Annotated in this window: 10 protein-coding genes and 1 pseudogene; 4 read left to right on the forward strand and 7 right to left on the reverse strand. The window is 69.3% G+C overall.

The window, feature by feature from the left end; translation table 11 throughout:
- Positions 1-245: 245 nt before the first annotated feature.
- The 4 genes from AC1G9L_RS06725 to AC1G9L_RS06740 form a co-directional block, all read right to left on the reverse strand.
- Positions 246-2,630 carry a TonB-dependent receptor domain-containing protein gene (locus AC1G9L_RS06725; RefSeq protein ID WP_019799877.1) on the reverse strand — a complete coding sequence of 795 codons (2,385 nt, stop codon included), beginning with the start codon at positions 2,628-2,630 and terminating at the stop codon, positions 246-248.
- 603 nt (positions 2,631-3,233) lie between these two features.
- Positions 3,234-3,572 (reverse strand): hypothetical protein, encoded by a 339-nt coding sequence (locus tag AC1G9L_RS06730; RefSeq protein ID WP_481070547.1) that lies wholly within the window; start codon positions 3,570-3,572, stop codon positions 3,234-3,236.
- 414 nt (positions 3,573-3,986) lie between these two features.
- Positions 3,987-6,380 (reverse strand): TonB-dependent receptor domain-containing protein, encoded by a 2,394-nt coding sequence (locus AC1G9L_RS06735; protein WP_019799628.1) that lies wholly within the window; start codon positions 6,378-6,380, stop codon positions 3,987-3,989.
- Positions 6,381-6,583: 203 nt separating this feature from the next.
- Positions 6,584-8,974 (reverse strand): TonB-dependent receptor domain-containing protein, encoded by a 2,391-nt coding sequence (locus tag AC1G9L_RS06740; RefSeq protein ID WP_019799627.1) that lies wholly within the window; start codon positions 8,972-8,974, stop codon positions 6,584-6,586.
- A 254-nt stretch (positions 8,975-9,228) separates the two neighbouring features.
- Between AC1G9L_RS06740 and AC1G9L_RS06745 the strand changes: the two genes are divergently transcribed.
- Together AC1G9L_RS06745 and AC1G9L_RS06750 are read left to right on the forward strand one after the other, a co-directional pair.
- A complete protein-coding gene (locus AC1G9L_RS06745) occupies positions 9,229-11,085 on the forward strand; it encodes an ABC-F family ATP-binding cassette domain-containing protein (protein WP_481070548.1) in 1,857 nt (618 codons plus the stop codon).
- Positions 11,086-11,229: 144 nt separating this feature from the next.
- Complete coding sequence (locus tag AC1G9L_RS06750) at positions 11,230-11,751, forward strand: YcxB family protein (RefSeq protein ID WP_481070549.1); 522 nt, start codon at positions 11,230-11,232, stop codon at positions 11,749-11,751.
- A 277-nt stretch (positions 11,752-12,028) separates the two neighbouring features.
- On the opposite strand, the gene AC1G9L_RS06755 is transcribed toward AC1G9L_RS06750, so the two are convergent.
- Both AC1G9L_RS06755 and AC1G9L_RS06760 read right to left on the reverse strand, forming a co-directional pair.
- On the reverse strand, positions 12,029-12,319 hold the full coding sequence (locus AC1G9L_RS06755) for a hypothetical protein (RefSeq protein ID WP_019799624.1): 291 nt from the start codon (positions 12,317-12,319) through the stop codon (positions 12,029-12,031).
- 224 nt (positions 12,320-12,543) lie between these two features.
- The gene (locus AC1G9L_RS06760; protein ID WP_481070550.1) at positions 12,544-13,422 is read right to left on the reverse strand and encodes a LysR substrate-binding domain-containing protein; all 879 of its coding nucleotides are present in this window, start codon (positions 13,420-13,422) and stop codon (positions 12,544-12,546) included.
- Between the two features lie 98 nt (positions 13,423-13,520).
- On the opposite strand from AC1G9L_RS06760, the gene bla reads away from it, so the two are divergent.
- Together bla and AC1G9L_RS06770 are read left to right on the forward strand one after the other, a co-directional pair.
- Positions 13,521-14,429, forward strand: coding sequence for a class A beta-lactamase (gene bla / locus AC1G9L_RS06765; protein ID WP_481070551.1), 909 nt, complete (start codon positions 13,521-13,523; stop codon positions 14,427-14,429).
- Between the two features lie 292 nt (positions 14,430-14,721).
- A pseudogene (locus AC1G9L_RS06770) lies at positions 14,722-15,671 on the forward strand (alpha/beta hydrolase).
- 98 nt (positions 15,672-15,769) lie between these two features.
- Here AC1G9L_RS06770 and AC1G9L_RS06775 read toward each other — a convergent pair.
- Positions 15,770-17,932, reverse strand: coding sequence for a phosphocholine-specific phospholipase C (locus AC1G9L_RS06775; protein WP_481070553.1), 2,163 nt, complete (start codon positions 17,930-17,932; stop codon positions 15,770-15,772).
- Positions 17,933-17,935: the final 3 nt, after the last annotated feature.

Genomic DNA, 17,935 nt, shown 5'->3' on the forward strand with positions numbered 1-17,935 from the left:
GCGCCTCGCGGCGGCCGTGTGCGTAGAGCGGGTGACTGCCGCAATGCGCTGCGGTGCCCTGCGACATCGGCAAGGCCGGCACGCGCAGGCCTTGTCGACATCCCATCGCTGCTGCGCGGGCACGCATCCGATTCCTGCAGCGCGGCGATGCCACACGTCAGCGATGCGGACGTGGCGGGGCGGTATCGAGACTGCCGATAGAAAATGCGGCGGCGGTGCCTCGGGACACCGCCGCCGCACACGCATCACCAGCTGTAGTTGACGTTGGCGTAGGCGAACGCGCCGTTGAAGCCGAACGGCGAGGACGTGCTGTACGGCAGATAGGTGCGGGTGCCGGCACCGGCGCGCGAACGGTCGGGGTACTCGTTGAGCACGTTGTCGCCGCCGACGGTGACGCGCCAGCGGCCCAGCGTGTAGGCCGCCGACAGGTCCAGCGTCCACTTGGCCGCATAGGTCTGATCGGCGGCGGGCGTGGTACCGAAGTCGGTGAATTCGCCCCAGCGCGTGGCGGTGGCGGTGAAGGCCCAGGCGCCGGGCGACCACACGCTGCTCAGGAAGAACTTGTCGCGCGGCGAACCGCGGGTGATGCGGCCGATCTCGGCACGGCCGATGCGCACCGCGGTCGGGTCGATCGCTTCCAGGACCGCAGGATTGCCGGCGATCTTCTCGATGTCGGTCTTGTTGTAGTTGTAGCCGGCGGTGAGATCGAGGCTGCTGGCTGGCAGCGCGATCTTGTAGGTGCCGATCGCGTCCACGCCCTGGGTCTTGGTGTCGATGGCGTTGGTAAAGTAGCGGCCGCCGCCGATGCCGACGTAGCCGTTGCCCTGCAGGTAGTTGCGTACCGCCGTGGAGGTGAGATTCTCCGAGAGCACGATGCGGTCGTCGATGTCGATGCGATAGGCGTCGAGGGTGATGTACAGCGCGTCCACCGGCTGCAGCACCAGGCCCAGGCCGTAGTTCTTGGATTTTTCGGCCTTCAGCGGTTCGGCGCCGAGCGCGATCGCCGCCGGGTTGTCGGTGCGGAAGGTGCCGATCTCGAACGGCGTGGCGGCGATGCTGCCGTCGGGCTGGGCGACGTTGATGAAGTTGGTGGCGACCGACTGGAAATACTGCTGCTGCAGCGAGGGCGCACGGAAGCCGGTGGAGACGGTGGCGCGCAACGCGACCTTCGGGCTGAAGGCATAGCGCAGCGACAGCTTGCCGGTGGCGGTGTCGCCGAAGTCGCTGTAGTTCTCGTAGCGCCCGGCCAGGCCGGCGGAGAACTTGTCGGTGATGTCGCCTTCCAGGTCCAGATAGGCCGAGTAGCTGTTGCGGTCGTAGTGGCCGGAGTCGCTGGGCTTGAAGCCGGCGAACACCTGCGCGCCCGGCAGCAGGGTGCCGTTGGCCGAGGGAATGCCGCCGTTGACGTAGGACGCCGGCTCGCCCGGCGATTCGTTGAACTTCTCGCCGCGCCATTCGGCGCCGAAGGCCAGGGTGAGCGGGTAGGCCAGGCCGACCTCCAGCGATTTGCTGAAGTCGGCGTTGAGCACGTTCTGGGTGACCTGCAGCGCGCCGGCGTAGAACTCGGTGGGGCTGGCCAGGCCCAGGCTGTTGTTGAGGCTGTGGCGCACGTCGAAGCTCAGGTCGTTGCGGCCGTAGTTGTAGCTGAGGTCGATGGCCAGGCCGCCGGCGGTGCTGGACTTGACCCCGCCGACCCAGGACACGTCCTTGCTGACGTTGTAGATCTGCGGCAGGAAGCCGTCCGGGTAGATCTCCGGACGGTTGCGGTTGTCGCCGGACCAGCGGAAGTAGCCGTTGGACAGCACTTCGCGGCGGCTGAGCATCGCGTAGGAATAGAAGGTGATGTAGTCGGCCGGGCTGTACTGGCCGTTGTAGGAGAACGCGCCCTGGTCGACGTCGGGATCGCCGTAGCGCTGTTGCACCTGGCCCTGGTACGGCGTGGCGCGGTCGGTCTGGTCCTGGTGGCCGGCCTGCGCGGCGAAGTGCACGCTGCCGGTCTCGGCGAAGGTGAGCCCGGCATCGCCGGAGAGCTGGTACTGCTCGCCGTCGCCGGCGCTGTACTTGCCGTAGCGCCCGGCCAGGCTGCCGCCCTTGCCGCTGCCCTTGAGCACGATGTTGATGACGCCGGCGATGGCGTCGGAGCCGTATTGCGCCGAGGCGCCATCGCGCAGCACTTCGATACGTTCGACCGCGGCGATCGGAATGGTGTTGAGATCGGCCGGTGAGGAGCCGCGGCCCTGCGCACCGTTGAGGTTGACCAGGGCGGTGGTGTGGTAGCGCTTGCCGTTGACCAGCACCAATACCTGGTCCGGCGAAAGCCCGCGCAGTTGCGCCGGGCGCACCGCATCGGAACCGTCGGTGATCGCCGGGCGCGGGAAGTTCAGCGAGGGCACCGCGCGCGACAGCGCGGTGGCCAGTTCGGTGGTGCCGGTGGACTGCAAGGTTTCCGGCGAGATGATGTCGATCGGCGACGCCGATTCGGCCACGGTGCGGTCGGCCACGCGCGTGCCGGTGACGATGACGGTGTCCAGCGTTTGCGCGTTGCCGGCGTTCTGCGCATGGACGGAAACGGCGGACGTCGCCAGGCACAGGGCGACGGCGTGGGCGAGCGGAGTGAGCGTGCGCGTCATGAGGGAGGCGGCTCCAGTAGTGGGGGAAGCGTCGCTGCATGCGCGCTCCCCTTGCCCCTGGCGGATGCGGCGACGCTCTCTAGGGATTACCGGCGGATGTCAGGAGTGTCAATGTTCCGTTAAGCGCAGGGCGGAGGTTGCAGGTGCAACCACCGCTGCAGGCGTTGCGGCAGCGCGCATCCGCGGATTTGCTGGAGTTGTAGACAAAATGCGGGTTGCGCGCGATGGCGCGGTGCATGCGCTGTGCCTGCGCGGGATGGGGTGCGTGTCTTGCTTGACGCTGCGGGCTGCGGGCTGCGGGCTGCGGGCTGCGGGCGTCTTCGTGTGGATTGGCCGGCGGTTGTGCCGTCGAAGGTGGCCATCGCGTGGTTGGTCGTTTCAGCCATGCCGTCAGTTGCGACGCTTCATTGATCAGGCGTCGCGGCTGAAGCCGCTCCTACGCGTGCCACGGCGTACGCTGCTGAGGCTATACCGAAGCGCGTGCGACGCGTTCGTCTGGCTCGTTGAGGCGGGTATGGCAAGGCACGCTCGGTTCAACCATGGGAGACGGCGTGCGGCAACGTCGTGCGCGTTTCTAGCGTTGCGTTTCGTAGGAGTCAACTGTCATGCACCTGCGATGACAGGAGGAGCGTAAGGGGCGTGATCGCGCGCGATGGCATTGAGCCAGCGCAGGAACTTGTGCATGCAGGCGACGATGGCGACCTTGGCCGGCTTGCCCGCTGCGCGCAGACGTGCGTAGGTGTTGGCCAAGGGGGATTTGGCGCGGATGCTGGCCCAGGTGGCCATGTACAGCACGATCCGCTCGCAGCCCAGCTCCGCCAGGCGTTGGGCCAGCGCGCGCTGGCCCTGTGGCGTATTGGGTTGGGTCCAGGCCTGCTCGTCCGGCAGGACATGAATGACCAGTTCGGCCTTGGATACATCGATCCCGACATGGCGCCGCATAGACGTTCTCCGCAGTAGACTCATGGACGAGAGCGCTCCTGCCGATGCCCATGCTTGTGGAGTTCGAGCTCGTCACTCGGGCAACTGTTCGGGCTTGTCAGGCAGGAGAACCGGAGTGCGGCGGCGCTGACTCCTACTCGTGCTTGCTGGCACTGCGGCTAAACGGCCTGCCGCACTCCGCTCTCACCTGCAACGATAGACCCTTATTTGACACAAGCGGCTTCAGCCGCGACCCGTGCACGATCGCGTCGCGGCTGAAGCCGCTCCTACAAAAAACCAGGCAGGAGAGCACATCGCAAACCGATAAATTGCCAATCCCGAATCCCCAATCCCCGCCCCAAAAAACAACGGCCCAGGAAACCCAGGCCGTCGTCGTGCTCGGCGCAGGCGCTATCAGCGCGCCTGGTCTCGCGATCACCAGCGGTAATTGATCCGCCCGTACACGTAGGCGCCGTTGAAACCGTACGGCGAGTAGTTGCTGTACGGGAGCATGCCGTAGGTGGAGTTGATCAGGTTGGCGGTCTTGTCCGGGTACTGGTCGAACACGTTGTCCGCGCCCAGCGTCAGCGTCCAGTTGGTGCTCGGCTTGAAGCTGGCCGAGGCGTCGACCACCCAGTCCGCGCCGTAGGTCTGGTCGCGGGCGGCGGTGGCCGAATTGCGCACGGTGAACTCGCCGTAGCGGGTGGCGGCCAGGCTCAGGTCCCACTTCGGCAGCTTCCAGGTGCCGCTGAGGATCAGCTTGTCCTTCGGGTAGCTGTCTTCCAGGCGTCCGATCTCGTCGCGGCCCAGCGTGGTCTGGGTCGAGCCGATGGCGGCCAGCGCCTGCGGCTGGGTCACCGCGTGGGTGATGTCGGTCTTGCTGTAGCCGTAGCTGGCGGTGAGGTCCAGCGTGCTGGCCGCGAACGGGATGCTGTAGGTGCCGACCACGTCGACGCCGCGGGTGCGGGTGTCGGCGGCGTTGCTGAAGTAGCGCACGCTGGTGACGTTGCTGTAGCCGAGCTGGCGCAGCTTGGCCAGTACCGCCGCGTCGTTGAGATTGGACGAGAGCAGGATGCGATCGTCGATCTCGATCTGGTACGCGTCCACGGTCAGGTACAGGCGCTCGACCGGCTGCAGCACCAGGCCCAGGCTGTAGGACAGCGAGGTCTCGGCCTTCAGCGGTGCGGCGCCCAGCGCCTGGGCCACGGCGCTGTTCACCGGGAAGGTGCCGGATTCGAAGAAGCTGCCGTTGATGTAGCTGCTGGTCACCGCCTGGTACTGCTGCTGCGCCAGCGACGGCGCACGGAAGCCGCTGGCGACGGTGCCGCGCAGCGCGACCTTGTCGGTGAACGCGTAGCGCGCCGACAGCTTGCCGGAGGTCTTGCTGCCGAAATCCGAGTAGTCCTCGTAGCGGCCGGTGAGGCCGGCGGAGAACTTGTCGGTGAGGTCGGCTTCCAGGCCCGCGTACACCGCGTAGTTGTGGCGGTCCGAATGCACCGCGTTGAGCGGCGCGAAACCGGCGAAGCCCTGCGCGCCGCCGGTGGTGCCGGTATAGGAAGCCGGCTCGCCAGGCGACTGGTTCCACTTCTCCTGGCGGTACTCGGCACCGAAGGACAGCGTCACCGGATAGGCCAGGCCCCACTCCAGCGGCTGGGTGAAGTCGGCGTTGACCGCGTTCTGGGTGTACTCCAGCGCGCCATCGTAGAAGCGACGCGGGCTGTCGACGCCGAGGCTGTAGTTGATGCTGTTGGCGGTGTGGAAGTCGACCTTGTTGTAGCCGTAGTTGTAGCTGATGTCCCAGGCGAAGCCGCCGGCGGTGCTGCCCTTCAGGCCGGCGACCAGCGAGCGGTCCTTGGAGTACTGCTCGATCTGCGGCACGTAGCCGTCCGGGTAGACCTGCGCCAGCAGCGCGGTCTGGCCGTTGTGGTTGCGCGAGCGGTAGAACGCGAACGAGGTGATGTCGCGGTTGCTGGCGATCGCGGTGGCGTAGCCGGTCAGGTGGTCGCTGAAGCGGAACTCGCCGTTGGCCGAGACCGCGGTGGCGTCGACCTTGGGATCGCCGTAGACGAAGGTGGTCTGGCCGATGCCGGGATAGTTGCCGGTGTTCGGTGCGGTGCCCTGGTAGGGACCGGCGCGGTTGGTGGCGTCCTGTTGGCTGATCTGCCCGGCCACGTGCAGGCTGCCGCGGCCGTCGCCGAAGCCGACCCCGGTGTCGCCGGACAACTGCGACTTGGCGCCGTCGCCGGCCGAGTACTGGCCGTGCTCCACCGCCAGGCTGCCGCCTTCGCCAGCGCCCTTGAGCACGATGTTGACCACGCCGGCGATGGCGTCGGAGCCGTACTGCGCCGAGGCGCCGTCGCGCAGCACCTCCACCCGCTCGATCGCGGCGATCGGGATCGCGTTGAGATCCACCGCCGAGGAACCGCGGCCGATGGTGCCGTTGACGTTGATCATCGCCGAGGTGTGGCGGCGCTTGCCGTTGACCAGCACCAGCACCTGGTCGGGCGAGAGCCCGCGCAGCTGCGCCGGGCGGATGCCGCTGGTGCCGTCGGTCAGCGCCGGGCGCGGGAAGTTCAGCGAGGGCAGCGCGCGCGACAGCGCGGTGGCCAGTTCCGAGGTGCCGGTGGCCTGCAGTGCCTCCGGGGTGATGATGTCGATCGGCGACTGCGACTCGGCGACGGTGCGGTCGCTGACCCGGGTGCCGGTGACGATCACCGTGTCCAGCGTGCTGGGCGCGGCGGACGCGTCGGGCGCGGTCTGGGCGAAGACGGAGGGAGTGGCGAGGGCGGCGAGCACGGCGCTCGCCAGCAGCGACAACGGACGGTTCATGGAAACTCCAGCAGGTGCCGAAACGGCAGGCGGGGCGCGGCGGCCGGCATGGCCAGGCGGGCCGCGTCCCAGGGGCGGCTTATTATTTTTTAACATGCGTGCTGCGTCGCAGGATGCAAGCGCATGTTCTTATTCTTTTACGTTCTAAGCCCGCGCCGGTGCGTGGCCGCGCCCCTGCGGCCACGCCACGGTCCCTGGCCTTCTCAGAAGCGGTAGCTCACCCGCCCATACCAGTAGCGCCCGTTGAAGCCGAATGGCGACAGCGGCGAGTACTGCAGGCCGTTGGGGCGGTCGTCGTAGATGTTGTTGAGCGCGGTCCGGGTCGGGTACTGGTTGGTGACGTTGTCGGCGCCGACAGTGAAGGTGAGGTCGCGCCAGGCGTAGCTGGTGGACAGGTTGAGCAGCCAGCGCGCCGCGAACGCCTGGTCCTGGCTGCCGTCGGCCTCGTCGCCGCGGCGGGTGATGGCGCCGTAGCGGGTGGCGTCGCCATGCAGCGTCCAGCCGGCCAGGGTCCAGTCGCCGCTGAGCACGTACTTGGTGCGCGGCGTGGCGTCGGTCAGCAGGCCCTGGCTGGCGCGGCCGAAGTTCGGATCGGAGATCTCCAGGATCTCGATCTTGTTGTAGTTGGCGCTGAAGCTGAGGTTGAGCGCGCCGGCGCGGTCGAGGTCGAGCAGGTAGTTGCTCACCCAGTCCACGCCGCGGGTGCGCGTAGTGGCGCCGTTGACGAAGAACTGCGCGGCGCTGACCTGGCCGATCGGCACGGCCAGCGAGATCTGGTCCGAATACAGGATCTGGTCCCAGATGCGGATCTGGTACAGGTCCAGGGTGGAATTGAAGCCGCCGCCGGGCTGCCAGACCGCGCCGATGCTGTAGTTGGTGGATTTCTCCGGCGCCAGCGGCTTGGCGCCGAGCGCGATGGCCACCGGGTCGGAGGTGCGGTAGGTGCCGATCTGGCTGAGCACGCCGTCCACCGGCAGGGTCACCACCGAGGCGTAGTTCTGTTGCGCCAGCGAGGGCGCGCGGAAGCCGTTGGAGATGGTGCCGCGCACGGCGAAGGCGTCGTTGAGCTGGTAGCGCGCCGACAGCTTGCCCGAGCGGGTGGTGCCGGCATCGCTGTAGTCCTCGTAGCGTGCGGCTACGCCGCCGGACAGGCGCTCGCTCAGGTCCGCTTCCAGGTCGGCGTACACCGCCTTGCTGTGGCGCTGGAACTGCCCGGCCACCGAGGGCGACAGGCCGGGAAACACCTGCGAGCCGCCGGGGTAGGGCGCGCCGGTCTCGGGGTTGATGGCGTTCGGATCGAAGTAGATGGAGGTGGGCGAGCCGGCCACCACGGCGTACTTGTCCTGCCGGTACTCGGCGCCGAAGGCGAGGTTGACCGGATAGGCCAGGCCCCAGTCCAGGGACTTGCTGAAGTCGGCGTTGAGCGCGTTCTGCTCGTTGCGGAAGCCGCCGGCGTTGAAGCGGGTCGGCGAGGCGCCGGTGCTCCAGTACAGGTTGGTGTTGATGGTGTTGCGCAGGTCGAAGGTGACGTCGTTCTTGCCGTAGTCGGCGGAGACGTCCCAGGTCCAGCCGTTGTCGGTGCTGCCCTTGACGCCGAGCACGGCGGCGCGGTCGTTGGACGGGTTGTAGATCTGCGGCAGGAAGCCGTTGGGGTAGACCGCCTGCACGTTGCGGTCGCTGTTGTCCCAGGCGCGGTAGTAGCCGTTGGACAGCACCTCGCGGCGGCTGAAGTTGGCGTAGCCGTACAGGTCGACGTGCGGGGTGAGCGCGTAGCCGAAATTGACCAGCCCCTGATAGGTCTTCAGCGCCGGGTCGCCGTAGCGCTCGTAGGGAACGCCGCTGGGGTTGGCGGCCCCGGCCAGGGTGGTGGCCTTGTCGGTGTTCTCGGCGCGGTTGGTATTCATCGCGTTGAGGTAGTTCCACGACACCCGCACCCAGCCCGGCGCCTCGCCGTCCGGCGCACCGCCGAAGGCCAGCCCGTAGGAGCCGTCGATGCCGTTCTGCGCGCCGTCGCCCTTGTCCATGATGCCGCCGCTGACGGAAACACTGTTGCTGCCGGGCTTGGCGCCGTGCTTGAGCACGATGTTGATGACCCCGGCGATGGCGTCGGAGCCGTATTGCGCGGAGGCGCCGTCGCGCAGCACCTCGATGCGCGCGATCGCCGACATCGGGATCGAGTTGAGGTCGGCCGGCGCCGAGCCGCGCCCGACCGACGGGTTGTAGTTGACCAGCGAGGTGGTGTGGTAACGCTTGCCGTCCAGCAGCACCAGCACCGCATCCGGCGACAGGCCGCGCAGGGTCGCCGGGCGCAGCGCGTCGTTGCCGTCGTTGATCGCCGGGCGCGGAAAGTTCAGGGACGGCAGCAGCTTGCCGAGGGCGCTGGCGAGGTCGCTGGCGCCGGTGGCCTGCAGCGCCTCGGGGGCGATGATGTCGATCGGCGATTGCGACTCGGCCACCGTGCGGTCGGCGATGCGGGTGCCGGTGACGATGATGTTGTCCAGCGTGGTCGGCGCCTGCTGGGACTGGGCGAGGCTGTTGGCGGAGGCGAGCGCGAGCAGGACGGCACTGACGAGGGGGAGGCGGCGTTGCGTCATCGGGCGGAGACTCCAGTGGCTGGTGGGGGTGGCGTGGGTCTGGCGATTTCCATTGGGGTGGGTGAATGCTGCGGTGCAGCGGTTGCCATCGGATTGAAATCCGTTTTTCACGCGGGCGCGTATACAAATCCGGACCTGGGTCCGGTTTTTGCGGCGCCCGGCGGGCAGCCCCGGACCGCGCCGTGTCGCCGCCCCGGGTGGGCCAGGGCGGGCGAAGCGGCTACACTTCCGCCTCGCTAGCCGAGTGCCCTGCCTTGATTTCCCTACGTAATTTCGCCTTGCGCCGCGGCGAGCGGCTGTTGCTGTCCAATGTCGACCTCACCCTGCATGCCGGTTACCGGGTGGGCGTGGTCGGCCGCAACGGAGCCGGCAAGTCCAGCCTGTTCGCGGCGGTGAAGGGCGAACTGGAGGCCGACAAGGGCGACGTCGACCTGCCCGGCAAGGTGCGCATCGCCAGCGTCGCCCAGGAAACCCCGTCGCTGCCGGACCCGGCGCTGAGCTTCGTGCTCGGCGGCGACACCGCGGTGGCCGCGGTGCTGGCCGAAGAGGCCGAGGCGACCGCGCGCGAGGACTGGGAGGCGGTGGCCGCCGCGCACACCAAGATGGCCGAGATGGGCGCCTACGACGCCGATGCGCGTGCCGGCAAGCTGCTGCACGGCCTCGGCTTCCCGGCCGAGACCCATCATCGCGCGGTGTCCTCGTTCTCCGGCGGCTGGCGTGTGCGTCTGAACCTGGCGCGCGCGCTGATGATGCCCAGCGACCTGCTGCTGCTCGACGAACCGACCAACCACCTCGACCTGGACGCGGTGTACTGGCTGGAGCAGTGGCTGCTGAAGTATCCGGGCACGCTGCTGCTGATCTCGCACGACCGCGAGTTCCTCGACAACGTCGCCACCCACACCCTGCATCTGCACAACGGCGGCGCCAAGCTGTACACCGGCGGCTACACCGATTTCGAGCGCCAGCGCGCCGAGCAGTTGCGCCAGCAGCAGATCGCGCACGAGAAGGAACAGGCCGAGCGCGCCCACCTGCAGAGCTTCATCGACCGCTTCAAGGCCAAGGCCTCCAAGGCGGCACAGGCGCAGAGCCGGATGAAGCGCCTGGAGAAGCTGGCCGGCACCGAGGCGGTGCGCGCCGAACGCGAGTTCCGCATCGAACTGGCGCCGCCGGCCAAGCTGCCGTTCTCGTTGATCCGCCTCAACCACGCCGAGGCCGGTTACGGCGCCAACGCGGTGATCCTGCACAACGTCGGTTTCGGCCTGGAGGCCGGCCAGCGTATCGGCCTGCTCGGCCCCAACGGCGCCGGCAAGACCACCCTGGTCAAGACCCTGGTCGGCGAACTGCCGCCGATCGCCGGCGAGCGCATGGCGCATCCGGACCTGCGCATCGGCTACTTCGCCCAGCACACGGTGGAGTCGCTGCACGAAGGCCAGTCGCCGATGGACCACATGCGCGAGATCGACAAGGACGCCAGCAACCAGGCGTTCCGCGATTTCCTCGGCAAGTGGAATTTCCCCGGCGATCGCGCGTTCGAGCCGGTCGACGGCTTCTCCGGCGGCGAGCGCGCGCGCCTGGCGCTGGCGCTGATCGCCTGGCAGCAGCCCAACGTACTGCTGCTCGACGAACCGACCAACCACCTCGACCTGGAGATGCGCGAGGCGCTGGCCGAGGCGCTGAGCGATTTCGAGGGCGCGATCGTGATGGTCTCGCACGACCGTCACCTGATCGGCCTGGTCTGCGACACCTTCTGGCGCGTCGCCGACGGCGTGGTGGAGCCGTTCGATGGCGACCTCGACGCCTACGCCGCGTGGCTGCGCACCCGCCCGGCCGCACAGGGCACCAAGCAGAAACTGGCCGAGGCCGCGCCGACCCCGCCGCCGCCGGTCAAGCCGCTGCCGGCGAAGAAGCCGCCGAACCCGCACAAGTTGGCCGCCGCGGAGAAGCGCGTGGGCGAACTGGAAGCGGCGCTGGCCGAGCTCGATCGCCAACTCGCCGATCCCAAGCACTACGCCGATGCGGAAAAGATGGCGGTGCTGGGCCGCGAGCGCGAGGCCGCCGCGCGCGAGCTGGCGCAGGCCGAGCAGACGTGGATGGAGTTGATCGACGGCTGAGGCGCGCCGTGGGCCTGCCTTGCTGGCAGGTAGACCGACGCCGCGGTAAAGGCCGCGCAGCGCGCCTGCCGGCGGCTTTGCGCCGGCCCTGCCGCGCGTGGCACGCTCCCGCTCTGGCCGGTGCAGGACAGCGGGAAGAACAGCATGACGATCAGCGGCAACATCACGCTGGAGGACTATTTGATCGCCCAGCGCCTGCATCAACGGCGCGCCGTGCGGCGCGTGCTGGTGGCGATGGCGGCGGTGCTGCTGAGCGGGTTGACGCTGTTCGCCTTCGCCCGGCATGGCTCCGGCCTGGCCATGCTCGGCATCGTGCTGGCCGGCGCCGGTGGCGGTGGCTTGATCGGCCAGACCATCCAGTCGGCATGGACGATGCCGCGCAGGATCCGGCGCCTGTATGCGCAACAGGCGGCGTTGCGGCATCGCCTCACCTATCGCTGGGACGAAGCCGGCCTGGAGGTCACCTGGGCGGATGGCCGCGTGCGTCGTTCCTGGCGCGACTACGTGCGCTATCGCGAGAATCCGCAGGTGCTGATGCTGTACCAGAACGACATCCTGTTCGACCTGGTGCCGACGTCCTGGTTCGCCGATGCCGCGCAGCGCGACGCCTTCCGGCAACTGGTGGCGGCGCAGGTGGGCGGCGAGGCCGGCAAGCGCGCGGTGTAGCGGCGCCGCCGGCAGGGCGGGCGTTGGAGAGACAGGAGAGGTGGGTGTCCGGGCTGGGTCTGTTCGCGCGGATGCGGCTCGGCGATGGTGTCGCCGCCGAACTCGGATGATTCCCGTCGAGCCAGTTCCTTCTCCCTGCGGGAGAAGGTGCCCCGAAGGGGCGGATGAGGGTGCGGGTGCCTGCGGAGTCCGGAGCAGCCGGCCGCGCGTGCCGGCGTACCCTCACCCCAACCCCTCTCCCGGTGGGAGAGGGGCTTCAATCGCTTCTTGACGCCGCTCAGGCCGCGGCGCTGGCCACGACCAGCAGGCCGCCGGCGATCGCCGCCCAGTCCAGCGGCGTGCGCGAGCGCAGGCCCTGCAGCGAGGGGCGGGCGGTCGGCGTCGGTCGCAGGCCGGCCTTGAGCGCCATCAGCGCCAAACCGGCGGCGCTGAGCGCCCAATGCCATTCGCTTGCGCCGCTGCGCAGAAAGTAGGCGAGGTGCAGAACACACAGGCAGGCCAGCGCGGCCGCGAGCACGACGTCACGCGAGACCAGTCCCGGACGGGCGGTCAAGGCAATACGGTTCATCAGCAAGTTTCCCCCAGAAACTGTGGGCGCCTTCCCCAGGCGCACATTGCGACTGCGACCGGGATCATAGTTCGCCCCAAACCGGTCGCCAAGCGGCACTGCACAAAATCTTCACATGGGTATCGTTACCAGTTTCGCGCGCTGTTTCGGCGATCCCGTTCACACTGGCCGAGTGCCCGACAAGCCGTGCATCCAGGCACTTGCCTGCGCGCGCCGCCGCCGACTCACTCGGCCGACGCTGCCTGCTCGGCCAGCAGCCACGCGCGCAAGCGCCGGGCGGCGTCGTTTTCCGCGCGCGAGCGCAGCCGGGTCAGCCAGTAGCGGCCCAGGTCGATGCGGGTGCTGAACGGACAGACCAGACGCCCGGCATCCAGGTCCTGGGCGAACAGGCGCAGCGGCAGCAGGGCCACGCCGTGGCCGGCTGCGGCGATGCCGGCCAGGGTCAGCGAGGCATCGCAGATCGGGCCGCCGGCCTGCACCTCGGGCGCGCCGGCGGCCTGCAGCCAGCGCGGCCATTCGTCCAGCCGGTAGGAGCGCAGCAGGGTGGTCCTGGCGAGGTCGGCGGGCGTGCGCAGCAGCGGCGCCAGCGCCGGCGCACACACCGGTGCGAACGGCGCGTCCAGGATCGGCGTGGCGTGCTGGCCCTGCCAGTCGCCATCGCCGAAACGGATCGCCAGGTCCAGGCCCTCGCCGGCCAGGTCGACCCGGTTGTTGTGGGTGTACACGCGCAGTTCGATATCCGGGTGCGCGGCGTGGAAGGCGTCCAGCCGCGGCAGCAGCCAGCCCACCGCGAAGGTGCCGACCACGCCCACGCTCAGGGTCTCGCGGTAGCGGCCGCCGGCGAAGCGCTGCAGCGTCCCGGCGATGCGGTCGAAGGCCTCGGTCAGCACCGGATGCAGGCGCAGGCCCTCGTCGGTCAGGGCCACACCGCGCGGCAGGCGCTGGAACAGCACCACGCCCAGGCGCGATTCCAGATGCTTGATCTGGTGGCTGAGCGCGGCCTGGGTCACGCACAGCTCGGCCGCGGCGCGGGTCAGGTTCTGGTGCCGCGCCGCGGCCTCGAAGGCGCGCAGGGCATTCAGCGGCAGATGCGGACGGATCATCGCCAGGTATCAATTCGGCTCATGGGTGCGATTGAATAACCTCGCTGGTGGGGGTGGGTCAATGCGGCCATCATCCTGGCTCCCGACGGAGGTGGACGATGCTGACGAGACGACGGTTCCTGCAGGGCGTGGGCATGGGTGCGAGCCTGCTGGCGGTGGCTGGAGGACAGGCAAAAACCGCAAAAAATCCCGCGCAGACGCTGCAGCAGCGCTTGGCTGACATCGAGCGCGGCAGCGGCGGCCGGCTCGGCGTGAGCCTGCTCGACGGCAGCGGTGCGACGCTGGGCGGACAGCGCCAGGACGAGCGTTTCCCGCTGTGTAGTACCTTCAAATTTCTATTGGCGGGAGCGGTGCTGCAGCAGGTCGACCGTGGCGCGCTGTCCCTGGAGCGGCGCCTGCCGGTGCGCAAGGCGGATCTGCTGGCGAATGCGCCGGTGTCCGAGCGCCATGTCGGCGGCACCCTCAGCGTGGCCGAGCTGTGCCGCGCGGCGATGATCTACAGCGACAACACCGCGGCCAACCTGCTGCTGCCGCTGGTCGGCGACCCGCCAGGGGTGACCCGCTTCCTGCGTGCGCTGGGCGATGCGCAGACCCAACTGGACCGCAACGAGCCGGGCATGAACGACTTCGTCGCCGGCGATCCGCGCGACACCACCACGCCCGCCGCGATGGCCGCGACGATGCGCACCCTGCTGCTGGGCGAGGCGCTGCAGCCCGCGTCGCGGCAGCGCCTGATCGACTGGATGCGCGACAACCGCACCGGCAACGACTGCCTGCGGGCCGGCCTGCCGGCGGGCTGGCGGATCGGCGACAAGACCGGCAGCAACGGCACCGATACCCGCAACGACATCGCCATCGTGTGGGCGCCGGGGCGGGCCACGCCGCTGCTGCTCACCGCGTATCTCAACGGCGCCACGGTCGACAGCGCCGGACGCGATGCGGCGCTGAAGGCGGTGGCGCAGGCGGTGGTGGCCTCGCTGCCTGCGCAGGCACTGCGTACTGGCTAGGCGCGTTGTGCGCTGTCGTGGCGGATGCAGGTCGCTCTCCGGTAGGAGCGGCTTCAGTCGCGACAGGCTTTACCGCGAAGGTCCGTCGCGGCTGATTCCACAAGCGGGACAACAGCCATTCGCACGAGCCGCTGCTCGCGATCATCGGCGGCGCCGTCGTGCCGATGCCGCGTGCGATCGCCTGCGTTGTACCAACGGCTACGGCCACCGCGGCCGTGCTCACTGATCGTGCGGTCCCTTCCATTCCCCATCCTGTTCGGAGCGTCCCATGCGTCGATTCGTGTGCTGTTCGTTGGCCATCGCCCTCGGTCTGTCTGTCCACGCCGCGCAGGCGCGGGTCTGGGAACCCACACCGGGCCACGTGCAGGTGCCGATCTGGCCCGGCGCGGTGCCGGATGCGTTGCCGCACCCGAAGCCGGAAACGGCCGGTCCCGGCCCGGGCAAGCCGTGGTGGCCTGCCATCCACGACGTCAGCCGGCCGACCATGACCGTGTACCCGGCGCAGGGCCACAACACCGGCGCCGCGGTGGTGGTGTTTCCCGGCGGCGGCTACCAGATGCTGGCGATGGACCTGGAGGGCACGGAGATCTGCGACTGGCTGGTCTCGCGCGGCATCACCTGCGTGCTGCTGAAGTACCGCGTGCCGAACTCCGGGCCGACCTGGGTCAACGACCGGCGCTACTACCCCAAGGTGCAGACCGCGCTGCAGGACGCACAGCGCACGCTGGGCCTGGTGCGCCAGCAGGCCGCGACCTGGGGCGTGGACCCGCACAAGATCGGGGTGATGGGCTTTTCCGCCGGCGGCCATCTGGTCGCCGCGACCAGTACGCATTTCGCCCAACGCACCTATCCGTTGGTGGATGCCGCCGACCGCGTGAGCTGCCGCCCGGATTTCGCCATCGCCGTGTATCCCGGCCATCTGTGGGTGCACGAGGACGAGGACGCCGACACCCGCAATCCCACCGATCTGGCCTTGCGTCCGGACATCCGCGTCGTCGCCGACACGCCGCCGACCTTCCTGCTGCAGGCGCAGGACGACTATGTCGACGGCATCTCGCAGGTGCTGGCGTACTTCGTCGCGCTCAACCATGCCGACGTGCCGACGTGCCGACGGAAATGCACATCTACGCCCAGGGCGGCCATGCCTTCGGCCTGCGCGCGAAGAACCTGCCGATCGCACAGTGGCCGCAGCTGGTGGAGACCTGGCTGCGGACGATCGGGGTGCTTGAGGGCCGGGATTAGGGATTCGTAATAGCCGGGATTGGGGATTCGGGATTCGGGATTGGCAAGAGCGTGTCGGCGCGCGGATTGCGCTTTCACGAATCCCCAATCCCGAATCCCTAATCCCGCCCGCCTCCGGCGGGCTCCTGATACAGCCGCGCCGGTCCGCCCATCGCCGGGTCGCTGATGCCGGGCTTGCCGGTTTCCACGCGACCGGCCAGGCGCTGGCGGGCGTTGTCCTGGACCAGCCACAGGTCGTACCAGCCGCCGCTCGGCTTGGCATTCCAGCGAATGCGCTGCTCGGCGCCAGGCGCCAGCGTCACCCGCTGGCGCGGTTGTGCCTGGGCGTAGGCGGCCGGTTCCAGGGACACGCTAAGCGGCGCGGTCCCCGGGTTGCGCAGGACCAGGCACAGCGCCTGCGTGTCGTCTAGGTCCTGGACGATCTCGGCCTGCAAAAGCGGGGCGCTTAGGTCGCCGCGGTAGTGGCGGTGGAAGCCGTTGGGGCCGAGCAGCCACAGGTCGTAGCGGCCGTCGTAGGTGGTCCAGGTGCCGTCCAGGATCGCGCCGGCGCCGACCGTGTAGCGGCGCGGGAGTGCGGCCAGGTCGTAGCGGTCGTAGACGTGCAGCACCGCCGCGGCGCCGGTATTGGCCATGCGCAACTGCACCTCGCCGCGCGCCTGCACGTACTGCAACTGCACCGTCGGCCGATACGGCAGGGCGCGCGAACGGCGCACGCCAAACGCCTGTCGCGGTGCTTGCAGTTGCGCCGGCAATGGCGGCAGCGCGTGGTCGCGCAATGCGGCGGCGCGCGCCGCTGCCTCGCGCACATCCGGCAGGTCGGCGACGAACGGGCGGGTATCGGCCTGGCGGAAATCGAAGGCGTCGAGCAGGTCGCCACAGACCGCGCGGCGCCAGGCGCTCACGCCGCTGGCGGCGACGCCGAAGCGGCGTTCCAGCAGGCGCAGCACCGAGGTGTGGTCGTAGACCTGCGAATCCACCCAGCCGCCGCGGCTCCACGGCGAGATCACGTACAGCGGCACGCGCGGGCCGAGGCCGTAGGGGCGTCCGCGCAGTTCCGGCGGATCGGCCTTGGCATCGCCAGGCGCAGGATGCAGGTGGTATTCGCCATCGGTGGCGACGCTGGAGGCGCCGGCCCAGCCGCCGGCCGCGGTCATGGCCGGATCGAGCGACGACGAGGGCGAGGGCGGCGCCGGCGGCGGCACGTGGTCGAAGAAGCCGTCGTTCTCGTCGAACATCAGCAGCAGTGCGGTGCGTGCCCACACCTTGGGGTCGGCGGTCAGCGCATCGAGCACGCGCGCGGTGTAGGCCGCGCCCTGCGCCGGGCTGGACGGATCCGGATGCTCGCTGCCGGCGGCGTCGGCGATGATGAAGCTCACCGACGGCAGCCGCGCAGCCAGCACGTCCTCGCGCAACTGGGCGAGGCTGCGGCTGGACACGCCACGTGCGCGCAGTTGCGGATCGTGCCCGGGCGCGCCGCGCCAGGCCGCACGGAACGGCGCGAAGCCGGCCAGCGGGTTGTCGGTGAAGTTGTCGGCCATGTCCTGGTAGATCTGCCAGGACACGCCGGCTTGCTGCAGCGCCTCGACATAGCTGGGCCAGCGATAGTCGTCCGGGTCGCCGCCCAGTTCCGGGAAGTTGTCGTGCGAGTTGGCGATCGCCGGGCCGCCGGCGCGCGCATGCGGATCGTTCTGCCCGGTCCACAGGAACACGCGGTTCGGATTGGTGCCGGCCTGGATCGCGCAGTGGTAGGCGTCGCAGAGGGTGAAGGCGTCGGCCAGGGCGAACTGGAACGGCAGGTCGTCGCGTTCGTAGTAGGCCAGTGCGTGGTCGCGCTTGGCCGCCGGCCACTGGCCCATGCGGCCGTGGTCCCAGGCCTGCTGCGCGTTCGGCCAGGTATGCGGGGTGCCCTGCACGCGCATGGTGGCGAAGTCGCGCGCGGTGCGCAGCGGGAACGGCGCGAGCTGGCGGCTGCCGTCGGCGCTGGGCTGCAGCCACACCGTGCGCGGTGCGGTGTCGGGCAGCGGCGGGGCGGGGATCGGGAAACGGTCGCCGAAGCCGCGTACGCCGGGAAGGCTGCCGAAGTAATGGTCGAAGGCGCGGTTCTCCTGCATCAGGATCACCACGTGCTGCAGGTCGTCCAGGGTGCCGCTGCGCACGTCCGGGGCGATCGCCGCGGCGCGGGCGATGCTCGGCGGCAGCAGGGCGGCGGCGCTGGCGGTGAGGCCGGCGCGGAGCAGCCGGCGGCGGGTCTGGTCGGTCATGGT

The sequence above is a fragment of the Xanthomonas sp. NCPPB 1132 genome, assembly GCF_056629235.1.

What these genes read in the sequence shown, in the direction of transcription:
- AC1G9L_RS06760 (WP_481070550.1), bottom strand. Translation starts at nt 13,422, where the DNA reads ATGATCCGTCCGCATCTGCCGCTGAATGCCCTGCGCGCCTTCGAGGCC.
- AC1G9L_RS06750 (WP_481070549.1), top strand. Translation starts at nt 11,230, where the DNA reads ATGACGATCAGCGGCAACATCACGCTGGAGGACTATTTGATCGCCCAG.
- AC1G9L_RS06775 (WP_481070553.1), bottom strand. Translation starts at nt 17,932, where the DNA reads ATGACCGACCAGACCCGCCGCCGGCTGCTCCGCGCCGGCCTCACCGCC.
- AC1G9L_RS06735 (WP_019799628.1), bottom strand. Translation starts at nt 6,380, where the DNA reads ATGAACCGTCCGTTGTCGCTGCTGGCGAGCGCCGTGCTCGCCGCCCTC.
- AC1G9L_RS06730 (WP_481070547.1), bottom strand. Translation starts at nt 3,572, where the DNA reads ATGCGGCGCCATGTCGGGATCGATGTATCCAAGGCCGAACTGGTCATT.
- AC1G9L_RS06755 (WP_019799624.1), bottom strand. Translation starts at nt 12,319, where the DNA reads ATGAACCGTATTGCCTTGACCGCCCGTCCGGGACTGGTCTCGCGTGAC.
- AC1G9L_RS06725 (WP_019799877.1), bottom strand. Translation starts at nt 2,630, where the DNA reads ATGACGCGCACGCTCACTCCGCTCGCCCACGCCGTCGCCCTGTGCCTG.
- AC1G9L_RS06740 (WP_019799627.1), bottom strand. Translation starts at nt 8,974, where the DNA reads ATGACGCAACGCCGCCTCCCCCTCGTCAGTGCCGTCCTGCTCGCGCTC.
- bla (WP_481070551.1), top strand. Translation starts at nt 13,521, where the DNA reads ATGCTGACGAGACGACGGTTCCTGCAGGGCGTGGGCATGGGTGCGAGC.